The organism is Nonomuraea marmarensis, assembly GCF_043197025.1.
In the GTDB taxonomy this organism is placed as follows: domain Bacteria; phylum Actinomycetota; class Actinomycetes; order Streptosporangiales; family Streptosporangiaceae; genus Nonomuraea; species Nonomuraea marmarensis.
Map to the genome: position 1 here is coordinate 209,322 of NZ_JBICRM010000013.1, position 14,919 is coordinate 224,240.

At 68.8% G+C, this 14,919-nt stretch carries 17 protein-coding genes and 1 tRNA gene; 7 read left to right on the top strand and 11 right to left on the bottom strand.

What is annotated here, in order from left to right; translation table 11 throughout:
• The first annotated feature begins 18 nt into the window (after positions 1-18).
• Entirely contained in the window at positions 19-876 is an 858-nt protein-coding gene (locus tag ACFLIM_RS23025; RefSeq protein WP_393168585.1) for a hypothetical protein, read from the top strand.
• 143 nt (positions 877-1,019) lie between these two features.
• Here ACFLIM_RS23025 and ACFLIM_RS23030 read toward each other — a convergent pair whose 3' ends face one another.
• Positions 1,020-1,205, bottom strand: coding sequence for a hypothetical protein (locus ACFLIM_RS23030; protein ID WP_393168587.1), 186 nt, complete (start codon positions 1,203-1,205; stop codon positions 1,020-1,022).
• A gap of 231 nt (positions 1,206-1,436) precedes the next feature.
• On the opposite strand from ACFLIM_RS23030, the gene ACFLIM_RS23035 reads away from it, so the two are divergent.
• Together ACFLIM_RS23035 and ACFLIM_RS23040 are read left to right on the top strand one after the other, a co-directional pair.
• Positions 1,437-1,790, top strand: a complete 354-nt coding sequence (locus ACFLIM_RS23035; protein ID WP_393168589.1) for an SPW repeat domain-containing protein — start codon at positions 1,437-1,439, stop codon at positions 1,788-1,790.
• 386 nt (positions 1,791-2,176) lie between these two features.
• Positions 2,177-3,271 carry a glycosyltransferase gene (locus ACFLIM_RS23040; protein ID WP_393168592.1) on the top strand — a complete coding sequence of 365 codons (1,095 nt, stop codon included), beginning with the start codon at positions 2,177-2,179 and terminating at the stop codon, positions 3,269-3,271.
• A gap of 97 nt (positions 3,272-3,368) precedes the next feature.
• Here the strand turns inward: ACFLIM_RS23040 and ACFLIM_RS23045 are convergent, their stop codons facing one another.
• Positions 3,369-4,163 carry a tetratricopeptide repeat protein gene (locus ACFLIM_RS23045; RefSeq protein WP_393168594.1) on the bottom strand — a complete coding sequence of 265 codons (795 nt, stop codon included), beginning with the start codon at positions 4,161-4,163 and terminating at the stop codon, positions 3,369-3,371.
• A 130-nt stretch (positions 4,164-4,293) separates the two neighbouring features.
• Between ACFLIM_RS23045 and ACFLIM_RS23050 the strand changes: the two genes are divergently transcribed.
• On the top strand, positions 4,294-5,142 hold the full coding sequence (locus tag ACFLIM_RS23050; RefSeq protein ID WP_393168596.1) for a hypothetical protein: 849 nt from the start codon (positions 4,294-4,296) through the stop codon (positions 5,140-5,142).
• A 33-nt stretch (positions 5,143-5,175) separates the two neighbouring features.
• Here ACFLIM_RS23050 and ACFLIM_RS23055 read toward each other — a convergent pair whose 3' ends face one another.
• Positions 5,176-5,697, bottom strand: a complete 522-nt coding sequence (locus ACFLIM_RS23055; RefSeq protein WP_393168598.1) for a hypothetical protein — start codon at positions 5,695-5,697, stop codon at positions 5,176-5,178.
• Here ACFLIM_RS23055 and ACFLIM_RS23060 point away from each other — a divergent pair.
• Positions 5,687-6,382 (top strand): hypothetical protein, encoded by a 696-nt coding sequence (locus ACFLIM_RS23060; protein ID WP_393168600.1) that lies wholly within the window; start codon positions 5,687-5,689, stop codon positions 6,380-6,382. The genes ACFLIM_RS23055 and ACFLIM_RS23060 overlap by 11 nt on opposite strands.
• 176 nt (positions 6,383-6,558) lie before the next feature.
• Positions 6,559-7,173 (top strand): hypothetical protein, encoded by a 615-nt coding sequence (locus ACFLIM_RS23065; protein WP_393168602.1) that lies wholly within the window; start codon positions 6,559-6,561, stop codon positions 7,171-7,173.
• Between the two features lie 115 nt (positions 7,174-7,288).
• On the opposite strand, the gene ACFLIM_RS23070 is transcribed toward ACFLIM_RS23065, so the two are convergent.
• From ACFLIM_RS23070 to nadD, 4 genes are all read right to left on the bottom strand, one after another.
• Positions 7,289-7,361: transfer RNA gene (locus tag ACFLIM_RS23070), tRNA-Ala, on the bottom strand.
• 104 nt (positions 7,362-7,465) lie between these two features.
• Positions 7,466-8,095: a histidine phosphatase family protein gene (locus ACFLIM_RS23075; protein ID WP_393168604.1), complete on the bottom strand. Its 630-nt coding sequence runs from the start codon at positions 8,093-8,095 to the stop codon at positions 7,466-7,468.
• Between the two features lie 55 nt (positions 8,096-8,150).
• Positions 8,151-8,546: a ribosome silencing factor gene (rsfS, locus tag ACFLIM_RS23080; RefSeq protein ID WP_393168606.1), complete on the bottom strand. Its 396-nt coding sequence runs from the start codon at positions 8,544-8,546 to the stop codon at positions 8,151-8,153.
• A 141-nt stretch (positions 8,547-8,687) separates the two neighbouring features.
• Complete coding sequence (nadD, locus tag ACFLIM_RS23085; protein WP_393168608.1) at positions 8,688-9,305, bottom strand: nicotinate-nucleotide adenylyltransferase; 618 nt, start codon at positions 9,303-9,305, stop codon at positions 8,688-8,690.
• 87 nt (positions 9,306-9,392) lie between these two features.
• On the opposite strand from nadD, the gene ACFLIM_RS23090 reads away from it, so the two are divergent.
• Positions 9,393-10,424, top strand: a complete 1,032-nt coding sequence (locus tag ACFLIM_RS23090; protein WP_393168610.1) for a M48 family metallopeptidase — start codon at positions 9,393-9,395, stop codon at positions 10,422-10,424.
• 70 nt (positions 10,425-10,494) lie between these two features.
• Here the strand turns inward: ACFLIM_RS23090 and ACFLIM_RS23095 are convergent, their stop codons facing one another.
• From ACFLIM_RS23095 to proB, 4 genes are all read right to left on the bottom strand, one after another.
• Positions 10,495-12,186 (bottom strand): serine/threonine-protein kinase, encoded by a 1,692-nt coding sequence (locus ACFLIM_RS23095; RefSeq protein WP_393168612.1) that lies wholly within the window; start codon positions 12,184-12,186, stop codon positions 10,495-10,497.
• A gap of 82 nt (positions 12,187-12,268) precedes the next feature.
• Positions 12,269-12,445, bottom strand: coding sequence for a hypothetical protein (locus tag ACFLIM_RS23100; RefSeq protein WP_393168614.1), 177 nt, complete (start codon positions 12,443-12,445; stop codon positions 12,269-12,271).
• Positions 12,446-12,495: 50 nt separating this feature from the next.
• Complete coding sequence (locus tag ACFLIM_RS23105) at positions 12,496-13,767, bottom strand: glutamate-5-semialdehyde dehydrogenase (RefSeq protein WP_393168617.1); 1,272 nt, start codon at positions 13,765-13,767, stop codon at positions 12,496-12,498.
• On the bottom strand, positions 13,764-14,912 hold the full coding sequence (proB, locus tag ACFLIM_RS23110; protein WP_393168619.1) for a glutamate 5-kinase: 1,149 nt from the start codon (positions 14,910-14,912) through the stop codon (positions 13,764-13,766). The genes ACFLIM_RS23105 and proB overlap by 4 nt, the downstream gene beginning before the upstream one ends.
• Between the last annotated feature and the right edge of the window lie 7 nt (positions 14,913-14,919).

Below are 14,919 nucleotides of genomic sequence, written 5' to 3' on the forward strand. Positions count from 1 at the left end.
GGCCCCGAAGAGCGCGCCATGGACCTCCACGAGCGCCTGCTGGTCCAGGTCAGCGCCAGGGACGTCTACGACGCGGTGGCGCTGGCCGGGCACCCCGGCTCCGGCCTGGTCTTCACCGGCCAGGCCGGGCACGACGCGGTCCGCATGGTGCGCCGCCGCGGCTACGACGGCCCGCTCCTGGCCGACCGCCGCCGGTATGCGGGCTCGGCCAGGGTACGGGGGACGGCACGGCTATCGCCCGACTGGATCGCGGACCAGGTGGAGTCGGGCGCGACGGCCCCACTCACCGATTCCGGATATATCGGCAAAGGGGACCACGAAGCCCTGCACACCATCCTCGAACAGGCCGCCCAGTGGGAAGACGTGATCGCGGTGCTCCCCGTACACGCTCGCTGGGTCGCCGAGGACAGAACCAGCCTGATGCGGACGGTCACCGACTACGGGGCATCGGTAGCACTGGTCGTCGAGGACGGGCCGCCGTACAGGCCGCTGCCGTTCCCCCTGCTCAGCGCCGGGATCGAGTGCCTGGGAGCACTGGCGCACGGCGCGGCCTGGGCCGCCGTCGGGGTACGCGAGGTGCTGCGCCACCTCTACCCCGAGCCGCACGAGGCGCGCGGCGGCTGGCGGCGGGGCGGGGCGCGCAGCGCGTTCGTGCCGGAGCGGCTGGAGTTCGTGCCGGTCGAGCGGCTCGGAGAGGGCACGTGCGGCTGCTCCACCTGCCACGGCCGCCCGCTGCGCCGCCTGGCGGAGGCCGGGGAGCTCGAGGTGAACACGCACAACGCCACGACTTTGCACCGCCTGCACAACCGCCTGCTCCGCTCCACACACCGCGAGCGCTGGTGGCGCGAACTGACCGAGTCAGCCCTCACGGCCTGAGGACGCCCGCCCGCGACCCTCACGACCTGAGCACCGAACGCCCGCCCGCCCCGATCTTGCCGGCGAATGCCCGCGCGCCGATGGTCAAGACGTGCGTCACGCTCTCCTCATGACGTGGAACCGCCTGGTGATCTCGTAGCCCGCTACGCACAGCCTGCCACCCGCCCGTCCACCACGGCCACGCGCAGGCCCTCGGGGTCGAAGTTGGGGTCGAGCAGCACGCAGTCGCGGAACCAGGCAGAGCTGGCCGGATCGCCTGGCATGCTGCGGTTCCAGGCTTCCACCAGGGAGAGCTCGTCGCCGGACGCGAAGGCGCGGACAGTGACCATCAGGTTCCTTTCACCTGTGCCGGCCGCCCAGGTCAAGAAGTTTCGGAAGTAATTTTCTTCTTCATTGCTCCTCTAGAAAATTTCCTTCGCGACCGGTATGGGTGTGTGCAACTTGAGCAAGTGTGTGCAACATCACAAGTCAAGAGGGGAATGACCGCTCGTCACCAGAAGTTCCAGGTGATCGACTGACCAAACAGGCCAGCCTCGCACACGCCATTGGCGGAGGTTCTCATGAAGGCATGGTCACGCTGGCAAGACTGGGCGCTCCTGGTCGCCGGCCTCTACGCGGCACTCTCCCCGATCTGGGTCGACGGCTCCTCAGGCGCGACGCCGTCGCTCATCATCCTCGGTGCCCTCACCGCGATCACCTCACTCGTCTCGCTCGCGAACCCGGGCGTGGTGGCGACGGAGTGGCTGAACGCCCTGTGGGGCGTGCTGCTGTTCGTCGCGCCGTGGGCCATCACGTACACGCAGGGCCAGGGGGCGTCGTGGACGTCCTGGGTCGTCGGGGTCATCACGGTCGCACTCAGCCTGACAGCGGTCCCCGCCAGCCGGGCGGCACACGGCCAGGCGATCCAGCACTAGCAGTCACTCAGTGGGGCCGGGCCGCCGATGGCCCGGCCCTTTCGCATGTACGCCGCCTCGACGTCGGCGCGCTCGTGTCTGCGCCCGAGTCCCGGGCCACATCCCGACCGACCCCGTCACCTCAGGCCACCAAGCCCTGATCCCCTGTCCGACTCCGGAGTCGGCCTATCCACAGGACAACCTGGACACGCTCCGCCTCATCCACAGAACCCGATTCGCCTCCTCCGCAACCCCACCAGCCAAAGCATCCTCGTTCCCACATCGGCCAACACCACCGAGAGGAAGCACAGGATGCCCGGAGGCCCGCCCACACTGGGATTCAGCCTGATCATCTACGCCACGGTCGGCTTGGTGACCCTGATCGCCCTCAAGCTGAGGAGGCGCAGGTGAACCCCAGCCCAAGTCACGGCCCGCGCCCAGCTCGGGGCCCGAGCCCCACCCTCACCGTCATCGTCCCGGCGCACAACGAGGAGAGCGGCCTCCCCGCCACCTTGAGCTCCATCAAAGCCCAATCGACCCCACCAGAAAAGATCATCGTGGTCGACGACGGCTCGACCGACCGCACCAGCGAGGTGGCCGCGAGCTACGGCGTAACCGTCCTGCGCCCACCCCACCACCTCGGCAGCAAGGCCAAGGCCCAAAACCACGCGCTCCCCCACTGCGGCACCGACCTGGTCCTGGCCGTGGACGCCGACACCGTGCTCGCCCCCGACTACATCGAGCGCATCAAACCCGCCTTCGACAACCCCGAAGTGGGCGTGGCCGCGGGCAACGTGCAAACCCGCTTCGCCCGCACCCCCTGGGAACGCGGCAGATCCACCGAATACCTCTTCGGCTTCCACTGGCACCGCCCGATCCAGCAACTGGCCGACAGCCCCATGGTCTGCTCAGGCTGCTGCTCGGTGTTCAGGCGCACGACCCTGGCGGAGTTCGGCGGCTTCCCCGAGCGCACCATCGTCGAGGACATGGACTTCACGTGGAGCCAGCAACTCGAGGGCCGCAAAGCGGTCTACGTAGCCGACGCCATGGCCTGGGCCGCAGACCCCGAAAACCTCACTTACCTGCGCAAACAAGTGTGGCGCTGGATGGCGGGCTTCATGCAGAATGTCCGCCTCCACCTCCCCCGCCTCCTCACCCGCAAGCCCATGCTGGCCACCTGGATCATCGTGGCCCTCCTGGAGATCCTGCTGGCCCCGCTGTGGTGGGCCACCCCACTGATCCTCACGCTCGCCATGCACGAGCCCGTGTCCCGCACCCTGATGTGGTGGGCCGGCGGCGAGCTGCTCCTCACCGTCCCCGCCCTCCTCTACGCCGCCAAACGCCGCCACCTCCCCATCGGCAGCGTCCTGTTCAACCTCCCATTCGTCTACCTGAACAAGGCAGTCAACCTCTACTACGCCTGGAAAGCCCTGGTGGTCGAGCTGATCATGGTCCCCCTGCGCCTGTCCCGCGGCCTCGTCGTCTACGAGAAAGGCCGCTAGCCATGCCAAGAGCAGCTCATCAAGCCCACCCCACCACCGCAGTCCGAGCTGCCTGCACCCGGACGTCCGCCCTGACCGCCTCCTCAGAGACCAGGACCTAGAGAACGGGCGGATCGAAGTCGAAGTCCAGGCGACTGCCCCGGCTCGACACCAGCACGTCGGGATGGTTAACACCGAGCACCCGGCTATACCGATCGAGCACGTCCTCGCCCAGCGCGTCGGCCTCCTCCTCGGCCCCCGTGGCCCGCAGATCGATCACGAGGTTCGCGGCGGCGGCAAGGGTGACCGGATGATCGTCACCGAACAGGGCTCGCAGCTCGCCCAGCGTCTGCTCCCCCAGTTGCCGCGCCTCCTCGACGTCACCCACGCCCGCCAGGTCACTGGCGAGATTGATGGCACAGGTAAGGGAGAAGTAGTGCTTACGCGTGAGCCGCCGGTCGAACCCGGCCAGCGCCCTCTCATCGATCTCCCGCGCGCTCCCGCCGCTGCCTCTGACCCGCAGGAGGAGGGCGAGGTTGCTGTCACAGCCGTACCTGAAGGGATGATCGTCACCGTACATGGCCGCGAACCGATCGACGAGGTCCTTCAGCACCTCCAGCGACTCCTCGACCTGGTCGGCCGCCCGCTGCGCGTTGGCCAGGCAGAGCGCGGCGGCCAGCGTGTCCGGATGGTCCAGGCCGGTGCCGCGTTTCTGCAGCTCGAAGGTCTCCTGGGCGATCCCGAGCGCGTCGTCGATGAGGCCCGCCCGGCGCTTGGCGATCGACAGGTCCTTGGCGATGCGCATCGTCCAGGGATGCTCCTTGCCCGAGCGGCCGTGTTCGTCATCGGGCGGCACCACGCCCACCACCTGGTTGTCCTGCGTGTGGTCGGCCCCCTCTACCTGTTCAGGCACGCGGAATTCCAAACCCATCTGCTGGGCACCGGCCCAGGCCCGTGAGCACACAGAACGGCGGTGTCTGTGAGGACACCCTTCTGCAGGCCCTGGCTTCCACCACGGTATCTCCTTCCCTACGATCAGCCCTATGCCTGGCATCTGGACCCGATTAGCATGCCGCGCGCGTCGCGACCGAACCGGCCGCCTCGCCGCGGCCTTCCTGCTCATCGTCGGCTACGGCGTCTACATCCTGTGGCCGCAGGCCCTCACGACTGAGCCGATCCTGTACGGGGATCCCATCGACGACCAGGGTTGGGCGCTTCGCCTGCGATCCGGACAGACGCTCATGCTCGACGAGATCCAGGCAGACGACCCCCTCATCGTCAGCGGCGACGGTCACACGATCGTCTACGTTCAGGACGGCCGTGTTCGGGCACGCGACCTGCGGGACGAAACGGTGCACGACCTCGCCGACGCGGGCCGGATCACCAGCCTGCACACCTCCTTCGACGGCCGGGACGTCACGGTCTCCTATCGGGATCGCACGCTGATCGCGAACCTCCGGACCGGCGAGCGGCGCACGATCACCGATATCTGCAAGGTGTACGGACTGTCCGACACCGTCGTTTGGGGTGTGCCCGGCTGCGCACGCCATGGGGAGGAAGCCCGGCTCCTGACCGTTCGGCGCGATGGTACGGGCGCGTTCGTCGGCAAACTGACCGGCGGGCTGGTTTCGCCCGATCTTCGGCTTGTGGCCTCATACGACATCGACGGAGTCCTCATCAGCGAAGCCACGTCCGGTACGAAGATCAAATTGATCAGGAGAGAGAATCCCAACATCATCGCCTGGTTCAACGATCACGAGGTCATCGTCGAGACATCGCCGTACCAGCTCGTTGACGTGAGGACGGGCGACACGCGCCCCGACCCGGCGTTGCCAGACGAATGGATCCCTTACATCGCGTGGCCCGGAGCGGGTAATGACTGGCTGGGCTGAACGGCAGGCACGGGCCGCTTCCCTGCTCGCCGGTCAATCGGCGGCGAGACTCGCCAAGGGCAGCGGCCGCACACGCATGCCGTACCGGATGGGCTCGGCTGCCGCAGCAGGCAGAACCGGCAGCAGCGGTGGCTTTCGAGCTGTGAGCGGGACCACGGCAGCCGAGCCGGCCACGCCGAGCAGGCAGAGGCAGGCGACGAGTTTCGGGAAACGCGTCGGCGCCGGTCCCGGTGTCGTGGCTGCCTCCCGAAGCCGGGCGGCGAGTGCCGCCCTTTCCTGCTCCGGTACGGCAAGCGCTCGGACCTGGGCCTGGCTCAACCCGCACAACTCGGCCGTGTCCTGCTCGTCCCATCCCTCATGCAGCGTCGCCACCAGCACTGCCCGCTGCCGCCGGGACAATCCCCGACCCCAGGCGGGCGCATCCCAGACGCGCAGCGGAGACAGGAAGCGGCGAAACATCCGGAAATAGGTGGCAGGGGTGGAGGAGCTGTTTCCCGATCGGATCGAGCCGTTCGCCTCAGCAGGTCCGTCCGAAGGATGGCTCGTGGTCGACACGTCGGGATGGCGCTGGCGGCTACCGGACGCGCTGCCGGAAACCGACGTGCAGGTGAGCCCGGATGGCCGCAAACTCGCCTACTACAGCTTCGCCCGGATGCAGGTGGTGATCCACGACGTCACGACCGGTGCGATCCTTCCCGTTCCGACCGCCTTCTACGAGGTCCGCCTGTCCTTCTCTCCCGACAGCCGCTATCTGGCCATGGAACAAACAGAGGAAGTGGTCGTCACCGACACGCGGTCGGGCACCGTCATACGCATCGAGGACGACGAGTCTCTCCTGGGATGGGCGGGCGGCCATCTGGTGATGAGCCACTCCTACAACGGGGTCAAGATCGTGGCGTTGGACGGCTCAGTGATCGCCAAGGCACAGGCCGCGGAACTGGAATCCGACCGGCGGCCGGCCGTATCGCCGGACGGCAAGGAGATCGCCGTAGCCTCCGGCGGGCGTGTCCTGGTCCTGGGCCAGAACGGCGGGGTGCTGCGCAAGGTCGACGCGCAGTTGCCACCGACCGCAGAGCTCAGGCGCATCTACCGGTGGACGGGGCCTGGCGAGGTGCTGCTGTACGCGCCTGGGTACCGTTCAGCCGCCGTCTACCTCATGAACGTGCTCAGCGGTGCGACCCGGCCGGTGCCGTACGCTCCGGAGGTAGCCGGGGACGACATCACGATCGGAGCGGTATGAAGGTCCCACTCGCCCTGGCGGCACTCCTGCTGACGGCTTGCTCCTCCCCCGCTCCCGAGGGGCCGCGCCCGTTCGCGCCCACTCAGTCCCCCGTCCGCTGGATCAGCGAATCAGGTATCGCCCGTCTCGCATCCGGCCAGGACATGGCGATCTAGAATGTCAAGAAGATCGTGGGCGTGAGCCGCGACGGCCACCGCATCGCCTACGTCGACGACGCCTCTGACCACTACGTCGCGCTCGATGTGCGTACCGGCCAGATCCGGCAGCTCAACGCGAAACCGGCAGGCCGGGTCCGCGAGGATGAGCCGCACCTGGCCGTCTCGGGCGACGGCACGCTCTTCGCCACCTCGCCAGAGGCGGTCGCGGAAACCACGATCACCAACTTTGCCACCGGCGAAACCAGGATCATCAAGAACGTCTGCCGCCTCTACGGCGTGACCTCTTCCGGAGTACTCGGGACACGACACTGCGAGGGCGACAGTGACCTGCGCTGGGTCTCTCCAGGCAAGAAACCGCGCGTCTTCGAGTATCTCAACCGCAACGACGGGCCTTCGCTCTCGCCTGACGGCAAGTTCATCGCGGTTCGAGGCTTCACGCTCATCGACTTCGCGACCGGTGAGGCGGTGCGAAACTTCCCGATCCCGGCAACCAAGCAATGGCTCGATGCCGATCATCTCCTGGCCAGGACCGACAACGGCTACTACGCCGCGGATATCAGAACCGGCTCGCTCACCAAACTCCCCCTCACCGCTCCCCGGTACGAGAGGGTCCTGTTAGGCCCGTGGCGGTAATCCGGGGGAATCGCCATCTCGGCATCCCATAGAGATCAAGGGCGGCCGGTCAGCGATGTCGCCTACCTACCGCCCTTCGACGATCTGTTCCGCATGATCGAAGACGGAATGCCAGTGGAGCTATGGGGATTCGAACCCCAGACCTCCTCCATGCCATGGAGGCGCGCTACCAACTGCGCTATAGCCCCTGGTCACCGCTCCGAGTCCACCCGTTGCGGCGCTCCGAGAGCATATAGCCATCCGCGCCTATTCGCCTAATCGCGACGTACGGCCCCCGAGCCGTACGCGCTGTCTAAATCTCGTTGTCGGGTTTGTCGTCACTGTGGACGGGCTCCGGCAGGGTCCCGGCGTTGTGCTCCAGCAGCCGCCACCCTCGACGCCCTTCCTGCAACACGGACCAGGAGCAGTTGCCCAGCCCGCCCAACGCCGGCCACAACGGCTCGGGCAGCCCGAGCAGCTCGCAGATCCCGAGCCGCAGCGCGGCCCCGTGCGAGGCCACGACCAGCAGCCCGTCGTCCTCGAGCCGGGCCGCCCACCGGCGCATGGCGGCCGCCACCCTGACGGCCACGTCGCCGACCGGCTCGCCGTCGGGGGCTTCCCAGGCGGCGTATTCCTCGGGCCAGCGCGCGGCGATCTCCTCCCGCGTCAGCCCCTCCCACTGCCCGCCGCCGCGCTCGCGGAGGTCCTTGTCGACCGCCACGTCGAGCCCGACCACGCGAGCGAGCGCCAGCGCGGTGTCGTTGGCGCGCTGGAGGTCGGACGAGACGATCAGGGTGGGTCGCAGCGAAGCCAGCAGTGACGCGGCCCTGGCGGCCTGCGCCACTCCGGTCTCGTCGAGGGCGATGTCGGAGTGCCCCTGGAACCGCTGCTCGACGTTCCAAAGGGTCTGCCCATGACGAAGGCAGACGATCCTCTTGCTCATGCAGTTTCCTCGCTGGCACGCTCGGAACCAGCCGGAATATCGGGAGTCGGTTCGCTCACGCGCGCGCCCGCTGGAGATTGGCCTGCATGACGCTCTCCGGCAGTGAGATGGCCGGGCAGTCCTTCCACAGGCGCTCGAGCGCGTAGAACGTGCGGTCTTCCTCGTGCTGCACGTGCACGACGATGTCGATGTAGTCGAGCAGCACCCAGCGGCCCTCGCGTTCGCCCTCGCGGCGCACGGGCTTGGCGTCGGCCTCGGTGCGCAGCCGGTCTTCGATCTCGTCGACGATGGCGCGTACCTGGCGGTCGTTGGTTGCGGAGCAGAGCAGGAAGGCGTCGGTGATGACGAGCTGGTCGCTCACGTCATAGGCGAGGATGTCATCGGCCAGCTTGTCGGCCGCGGCCTCCGCGGCAATGCGCACGAGCTGGACGGATCTGTCGGATGCGGTCACGATGCGGGTCTGTCCTCCTGTGTCGGCAGCATGCCCATATGTTGAGGGTACCCTTCCAGCCCGAAACCCCTCACGCACGGCACGACATCTAACGCGCGCCTCCGGCACGACATCTACCGCGCACCTCCGGCACGACAACCATCATCCTTCGCCGTGATAAAGCCCCCGCTTGTTGATGTACTGGACGATCCCGTCCGGCACCAGGTACCAGATCGGCTCCCCCTTGGCCACGCGCTGCCGGCACTCCGACGACGAAATGGCCAGCGCGGGAATTTCCAGCAACGTCACCCTGCCCTCCGGCAGCCCGGGGTCGTGCAACGTGTGCCCAGGTCGCGTGCAGCCGACGAAATGGGCCAGCTCGAACAGCTCGTCCGCGTCCTGCCAGCCGAGAATGGCGCCGAGCGCGTCGGCCCCGGTGATGAAGTACAGCTCAACCTCAGGACCGTAAATTTCCGAAATATCCCGCAAAGTATCGATCGTGAACGTCGGCCCCGGCCGATCCACGTCCACCCTGCTGACGGAGAAACGGGGATTCGACGCGGTCGCGATGACCGTCATCAGATAACGGTCCTCGGCCGCGGAGACCTCGCGCCCCGACTTCTGGTACGGCCGTCCGGTCGGCACGAAGACGACCTCGTCCAGATCGAAATGGTGAGCCACCTCGCTGGCGGCGACGAGGTGACCGTGGTGGATGGGATCAAACGTCCCACCCATCACTCCCACTCTGCGCTTCCCCTGCATACCAGGCGCGTTCATCATGAAACGGACCTTACGCGGACGGCGTACCACAACATGATGGGACCCCCCTTGGTGATGACCGCGCATCACTTCCGTTGCGGACGTAGCATGCCGGGCATGACGACCACCCCGGACCGCAACCGCGTCCAACTGCCCGGCATCTCGTCCCGAGCCTACGAACACCCCGCAGACCGGTCCGCCCTGGTCGCTCTGCGCAAGTTGAGTGGGTTCGACACGGTTCTCAAGCAGATGTCCGGCCTCATCAGCGAGCGCCGACTGCGCCTGATGTACCTGGCGTCGGCCGTGCGCGTGAGCGAGACCCAGTTCCGCTCCATCTACGACATGGGCCGCGACGCCGCCTACACCCTTGACCTGCACCGGATCCCCGAGATCTACATCCAGCAGGATTCGCAGGTCCAGGCCAAGGCCATCGGCTTCGACGACCCGTTCATCGTCGTGACCACCGGCCTGCTCAACCTCATGAACGAGGAGGAGCAGCGCTTCGTCATCGGCCACGAGACCTCGCACATCCTGTCGGGGCACGCGGTCTACCGGACGATGCTCGACATCCTCACCCGCCTCGCCACCCGCGTCGCCTGGATCCCGCTCGGCTACATCGGCCTGCGCGCGATCGTCGCGGGCCTGGAGGAGTGGTACCGCAAGTCCGAGCTGTCCTCCGACCGCGGCGGCCTGCTCACCGGCCAGGACCCTGAGGCGGCCAAGCGCGCGCTGATGAAGCTGGCCGGCGGCGACTACACCCACGAGATGAACATCGAGGCGTTCCTGGAGCAATACCAGGAATACGACACCGCCGGCGACCTTCGCGACGGCTTCCTCAAGGTGCTCAACCTGCTCGGCACCACCCACCCGTTCGCGGTGGTGCGGGTGGCAGAGCTGGACAAGTGGCAGCGCAGCGGCGAATACGAGCGGATCCTCGGCGGGGACTACCCCCGCAGGGAGGATGACTCCAACGCACGAGTGACCGACGAGATCAAGGCGGCGGCCGAGTCCTACCGCGCGTCCTGGTCGCAGTCGCAGGACCCGTTCATCGGCGTGCTGCGCGACGTGGCCGAGGGCGCGGTCAACGCGGGCGAGCGCATCTTCAACCGCTTCTCCCGCCGCGACGGCGGCCAGGGCTAGCCGGACCAGCTTATACGCGACCGATCCGCTTGATCAGCCGCGTTGGTCCGCTGCGGAGACGGGCAGCGGATCAGATCAGAAGAGCGATGGCGCGCACGGCGGCCGCGCACAGGGCGACGAACCCGCCCAGCACGGCCAGTGCGCGCAATCCTTCCCGGCGCAGGTCCGGCAGCCGATGGCCGATCCGCTCGATCTCGCGCCCGGTGATGCCGCCGCACAACATCCCGAACACCACGCCCGCCACGGTCACGGGCGCCGGCTGCTGCCACCAGTCGGAGTCGATCTGACCGCCACCGGCCACCCAGAGCGCTCCGCCCGACGCCACCGCGACGGGCACGCCCGGCCACACGACGGCGGTCGCCGCCGCCCCGGTGAGGGCGAGCGGAAAGAGCAACACGCGTAGCGTCACCCGCGTACGCCGCGCGCTGCGTTTCCTGACCAGCCAGTGGCTCATCCAGAGCGTCCTGGTCAGCACCACGAACACCGTCGTGATGGCGATGGAGGCGATCGGCCAGATCACCGAGGTCACCACGCACGGCACGGCCAGCACGGCGAGCAGCAGCAGGGCGCCGTTGCCCGCCGGCAGCGTGGTGGACGACTCGGCTCTGAACCCGGCCTTCCTTCTGTCCTGCGGCTTGGCCGCCGCCCTGCTCCTGACGGCCGCCGCCGTACGCTGGCGCGGCGCGGTGCTCTTTCCCTCCGCATTCATCCGCGAACGCGGCGCGGGCACCTTCCCGCGCGCGGCGGCCTTACCCTCCGCGTTCGTCCGAGAACGCGGCGCAGGCACCTTACCGTCCGGATTGGCGACGTTCGCCCGGCTTCGCGCGGGCGCCTTCCCTTCCGGATTCGGGGTGTTCGACCGGCTCCTGGCGGCCTCCTCGGCGGTACGGCTGCGCACCGCCGTACCCTTGCCCTCCTCCACCGCGGCGGCGGAACGCCCAGCGGCCGGCTCGGGCTCGGGGGCACTGGTGGCCGCCCTGGCCAGCCGGGACAGCCGATCGGCCAGCAACGCCGCGGTGGGCCGCTTGCCCGGCTCCCGGTTGAGTGCGGCCCGAACCAGCGGCAACAACTGCACCGGCACGCCCTTGAGGTCCGCCTGCCCGTTCAGCACCGCGTACATCTGCGCCTCGGCTGTCCCCCGCCCGAACGTCGGCCGCCCGGTCGCCGCGAACGCCACCGTGGCCGCCCAGGCGTGCACGTCGGCGGACGAGTCGACGTGTTCGTCGGCGAAGATCTCCGGCGCCGTGTAGCCGGGCGTGCCGAGGAACGTGCCCGTCATGGTGAGCCGGGTCGCGTCGAGCACCTGCGCGATGCCGAAGTCGATCAGCACCGGGCCATCCGCGCCCATGATGATGTTGCCCGGTTTGAGGTCGCGGTGCACGACCCCGGCCGCGTGGATGATCGCCAGGGCGGTGGCGATGCCCTGGGCCAGGTCCACGAGCTGGGACACGTCGAGGGGACCGCTCTGGCGGACACGGTCGAGCAGCGTGGCGCCCTCGATGTGCTCCATGACCAGGTAGGGGCGGGCGCAGTTCAGGTCGGCGTCGAGCACCTTGGCGACGTACGGGCTCTCGACCCTGCGCAGCGCGCGGACCTCGCGCTCGAGCCTGATGCGGGAGGTCTCGTCCTCGGCCAGGTCGTGCAGGACCTTGAGCGCGACATGCTCACCACGGCGAGTGGCGGCGAGGTAGACCTCACCCATACCGCCTCGGCCGAGCCGCTCGACCAGGGTGTACGGCCCGACCTTGCCGAGCTTGCTCACCGTCCCTCCCCGCCGGGCGCGCCCATAAGGGACACAACCCTAGCGCCGGGACGCGAGTCGACGCTTGAGGCACGCCGAAGGTTTATCGGCGTGTGTGGTCGGAGAGCATGCTGTCGAGCTCGGTCGTGGGCTCCTCGGACAGTTGCCTGCGGCCCTTCCTGCGCCAGTTGACGTGGCCCCGGCGCTCCAGCCAGAGCAGCAGCCGGTCGGCGCCGAACAACACCACGGCGGAAAAGACGAGGGCGACGACAATTTCCATGCCTCCCAGTCAACCCACGGGGTGCGGCCCCGGTCAGGCCGACACGCCGACTAACCGGCCACCACCGTGCCCTCTGACGTGCGCAAATGCCCTTCACCGGTAAAGACCCACTTGGTCGAGGTGAGCTCGGGCAGCCCCATCGGCCCGCGCGCGTGCAGCTTCTGCGTGGAGATGCCGATCTCCGCCCCGAACCCGAACTCGCCTCCGTCGGTGAACCTCGTCGAGGCGTTCACCGCCACCGCCGCCGAGTCGACCAGCGACACGAACCTGCGGGCGGCCCGCTGCGACCTGGTGACGATGGCCTCGGTGTGCGCGGAGCCGTACTTCCTGATGTGCGCCACCGCCTCCTCCAGCGAGCCGACGACGGCGGCGGCGATGTCGAGCGAGAGGTATTCGGTGTAGAAGTCGTCTTCGGTGACGGGCACGACCTCGCCGTAGCGGGCGATCGCCGCATCGCCGTGCACGGTCACACCCGCCTCGGCCAGCGCGCGCAGCGCCACCGGCACGAACGCGTCCGCGATGTCCTCGTGTACGAGGAACGTCTCGGCGGAGTTGCACACCGACGGCCGCTGCGCCTTGGCGTTGACCAGGATCTGCACGGCCAGCTCCACGTCGGCCTCGGCATCGACGTAGACGTGGCAGTTGCCGACGCCGGTCTCGATCACCGGCACCGACGACTCCTCGACCACCGAGTTGATCAGCGATGCGCCGCCGCGCGGGATCAGCACGTCGACCAGGCCGCGGGCGCGCATGAGCTCCTTGACCGAGTCGCGCGTCTGCCCGGGCACGAGCTGCACGGCGCCGGCCGGGACCTCGGTGCCTTCGAGCGCGTCCTGCATGACCCGCACCAGGGCGGTGTTGGAGGAGTAGGCGCTGGACGAGCCCCGCAGCAGCACCGCGTTGCCGCTCTTGAGGCACAGGGCGGCGGCGTCGACGGTGACGTTGGGACGGCCCTCGTAGATGATGCCGATCACGCCCAGCGGCACCCTGAGCTGGCGCAGCTCCAGCCCGTTGGGCAGGGTGCTCCCGCGTACGACCTCACCGACCGGGTCGGGCAGATCGGCCACGTCGCGCACGGCCTCGGCGATGGCCCGGATTCTGGCCTCGTCGAGCCGCAGCCGGTCGATCATCGTCTCGGAGGTGCCCTGCGCCCTGGCCTGCTCGACGTCCTTGGCGTTGGCCTCGACGATCTCCGCCGCACGCGCGACCAGGGCGTCGGCGACGGCGCGCAGTGCCTGATCCTTCGGCGCCCGCGGCAGCGGGGCCAGCTCGGCGGCGGCCTCTCGCGCCGCACGGGCGATCTTCAGGAACTCTGTACTCATCGCTTCACTCCGCTCCCTGCCGTTCCCAGAAGCCCGGCCTCCAGTATGACGATGTCGTCACGGTGGATCAGCTCGCGTTCATATTCCGGACCCAAGGCGCTCGCCAGCTCCCTGGTGGAGCGGCCGAGCAGGCCGGGGATCTCGGTGGCGTCGAAGTTCACCAGGCCGCGGGCCACCACGAGCCCCTGCGGCTCGCACAGGTCCACGGGATCGCCCGCCGCGAACTCGCCCTCCACGGAGGTCACCCCGGCCGGCAGCAGCGACTTGCGCCGCGTCACGATGGCCTCGACCGCGCCCTGGTCCAGGTGGAGGCGGCCGCGCCCGGTGGTGGCGTGCGCGAGCCACAGCAGGCGCGTGCCGGGATGGCGGCCGCCGGGGTGGAAGTAGGTACCCACGTCGGCTCCGCTGAGCGCGTGGGCCGCGTGAGCGGCCGCGGTGAGCACGACGGGCACCCCGGCCCCGGTCGCGATCCTGGCGGCCTGCACCTTGGTCACCATGCCGCCGGTGCCGACCGCCGCGCCGTTCTTGCCCAGCTCCACGCCGACCAGGTCCTCGGGCCCGCGGATCTCCGCCAGCCGCCGCGAGCCGCTGCGGCTCGGCGGGCCGTCGTAGAGCGCGTCCACGTCCGACAGCAGCACCAGGGCGTCGGCCCTGATCAGGTGCGACACCAGCGCCGCCAGCCGGTCGTTGTCGCCGAAGCGGATCTCGTCGGTGGCCACGGTGTCGTTTTCGTTGACGATGGGCACGATGCCCAGGTCGAGCAGCCTGGCCAGGGTGCGCTCTGCGTTGGCGTGGTGGGCACGCCGCATCATGTCGTCGGCGGTCAGCAGCACCTGGCCGACGCGCAGGCCGTACCGGGCGAAGGAGGAGGTGTAGCGGGCGACCAGCACACCCTGACCGACGGACGCCGCCGCCTGCTGGGTGGCCAGGTCGCGCGGTCGCGCGGACAACCCGAGCGGGCCGAGGCCCGCCGCGATCGCGCCCGAGGAGACCAGGACGATCTGCGTCCCGGTACGGCGCCGCGCCGCCAGCACATCCACCAGGGCGTCCACCCGATCGACGTCGATCATGCCTTGGGGGGTCGTGAGCGAGGAGGAGCCGACCTTGACGACGACCCTCGACGCTGAGCTGAGCTGTTCCCGCACGTCTGGA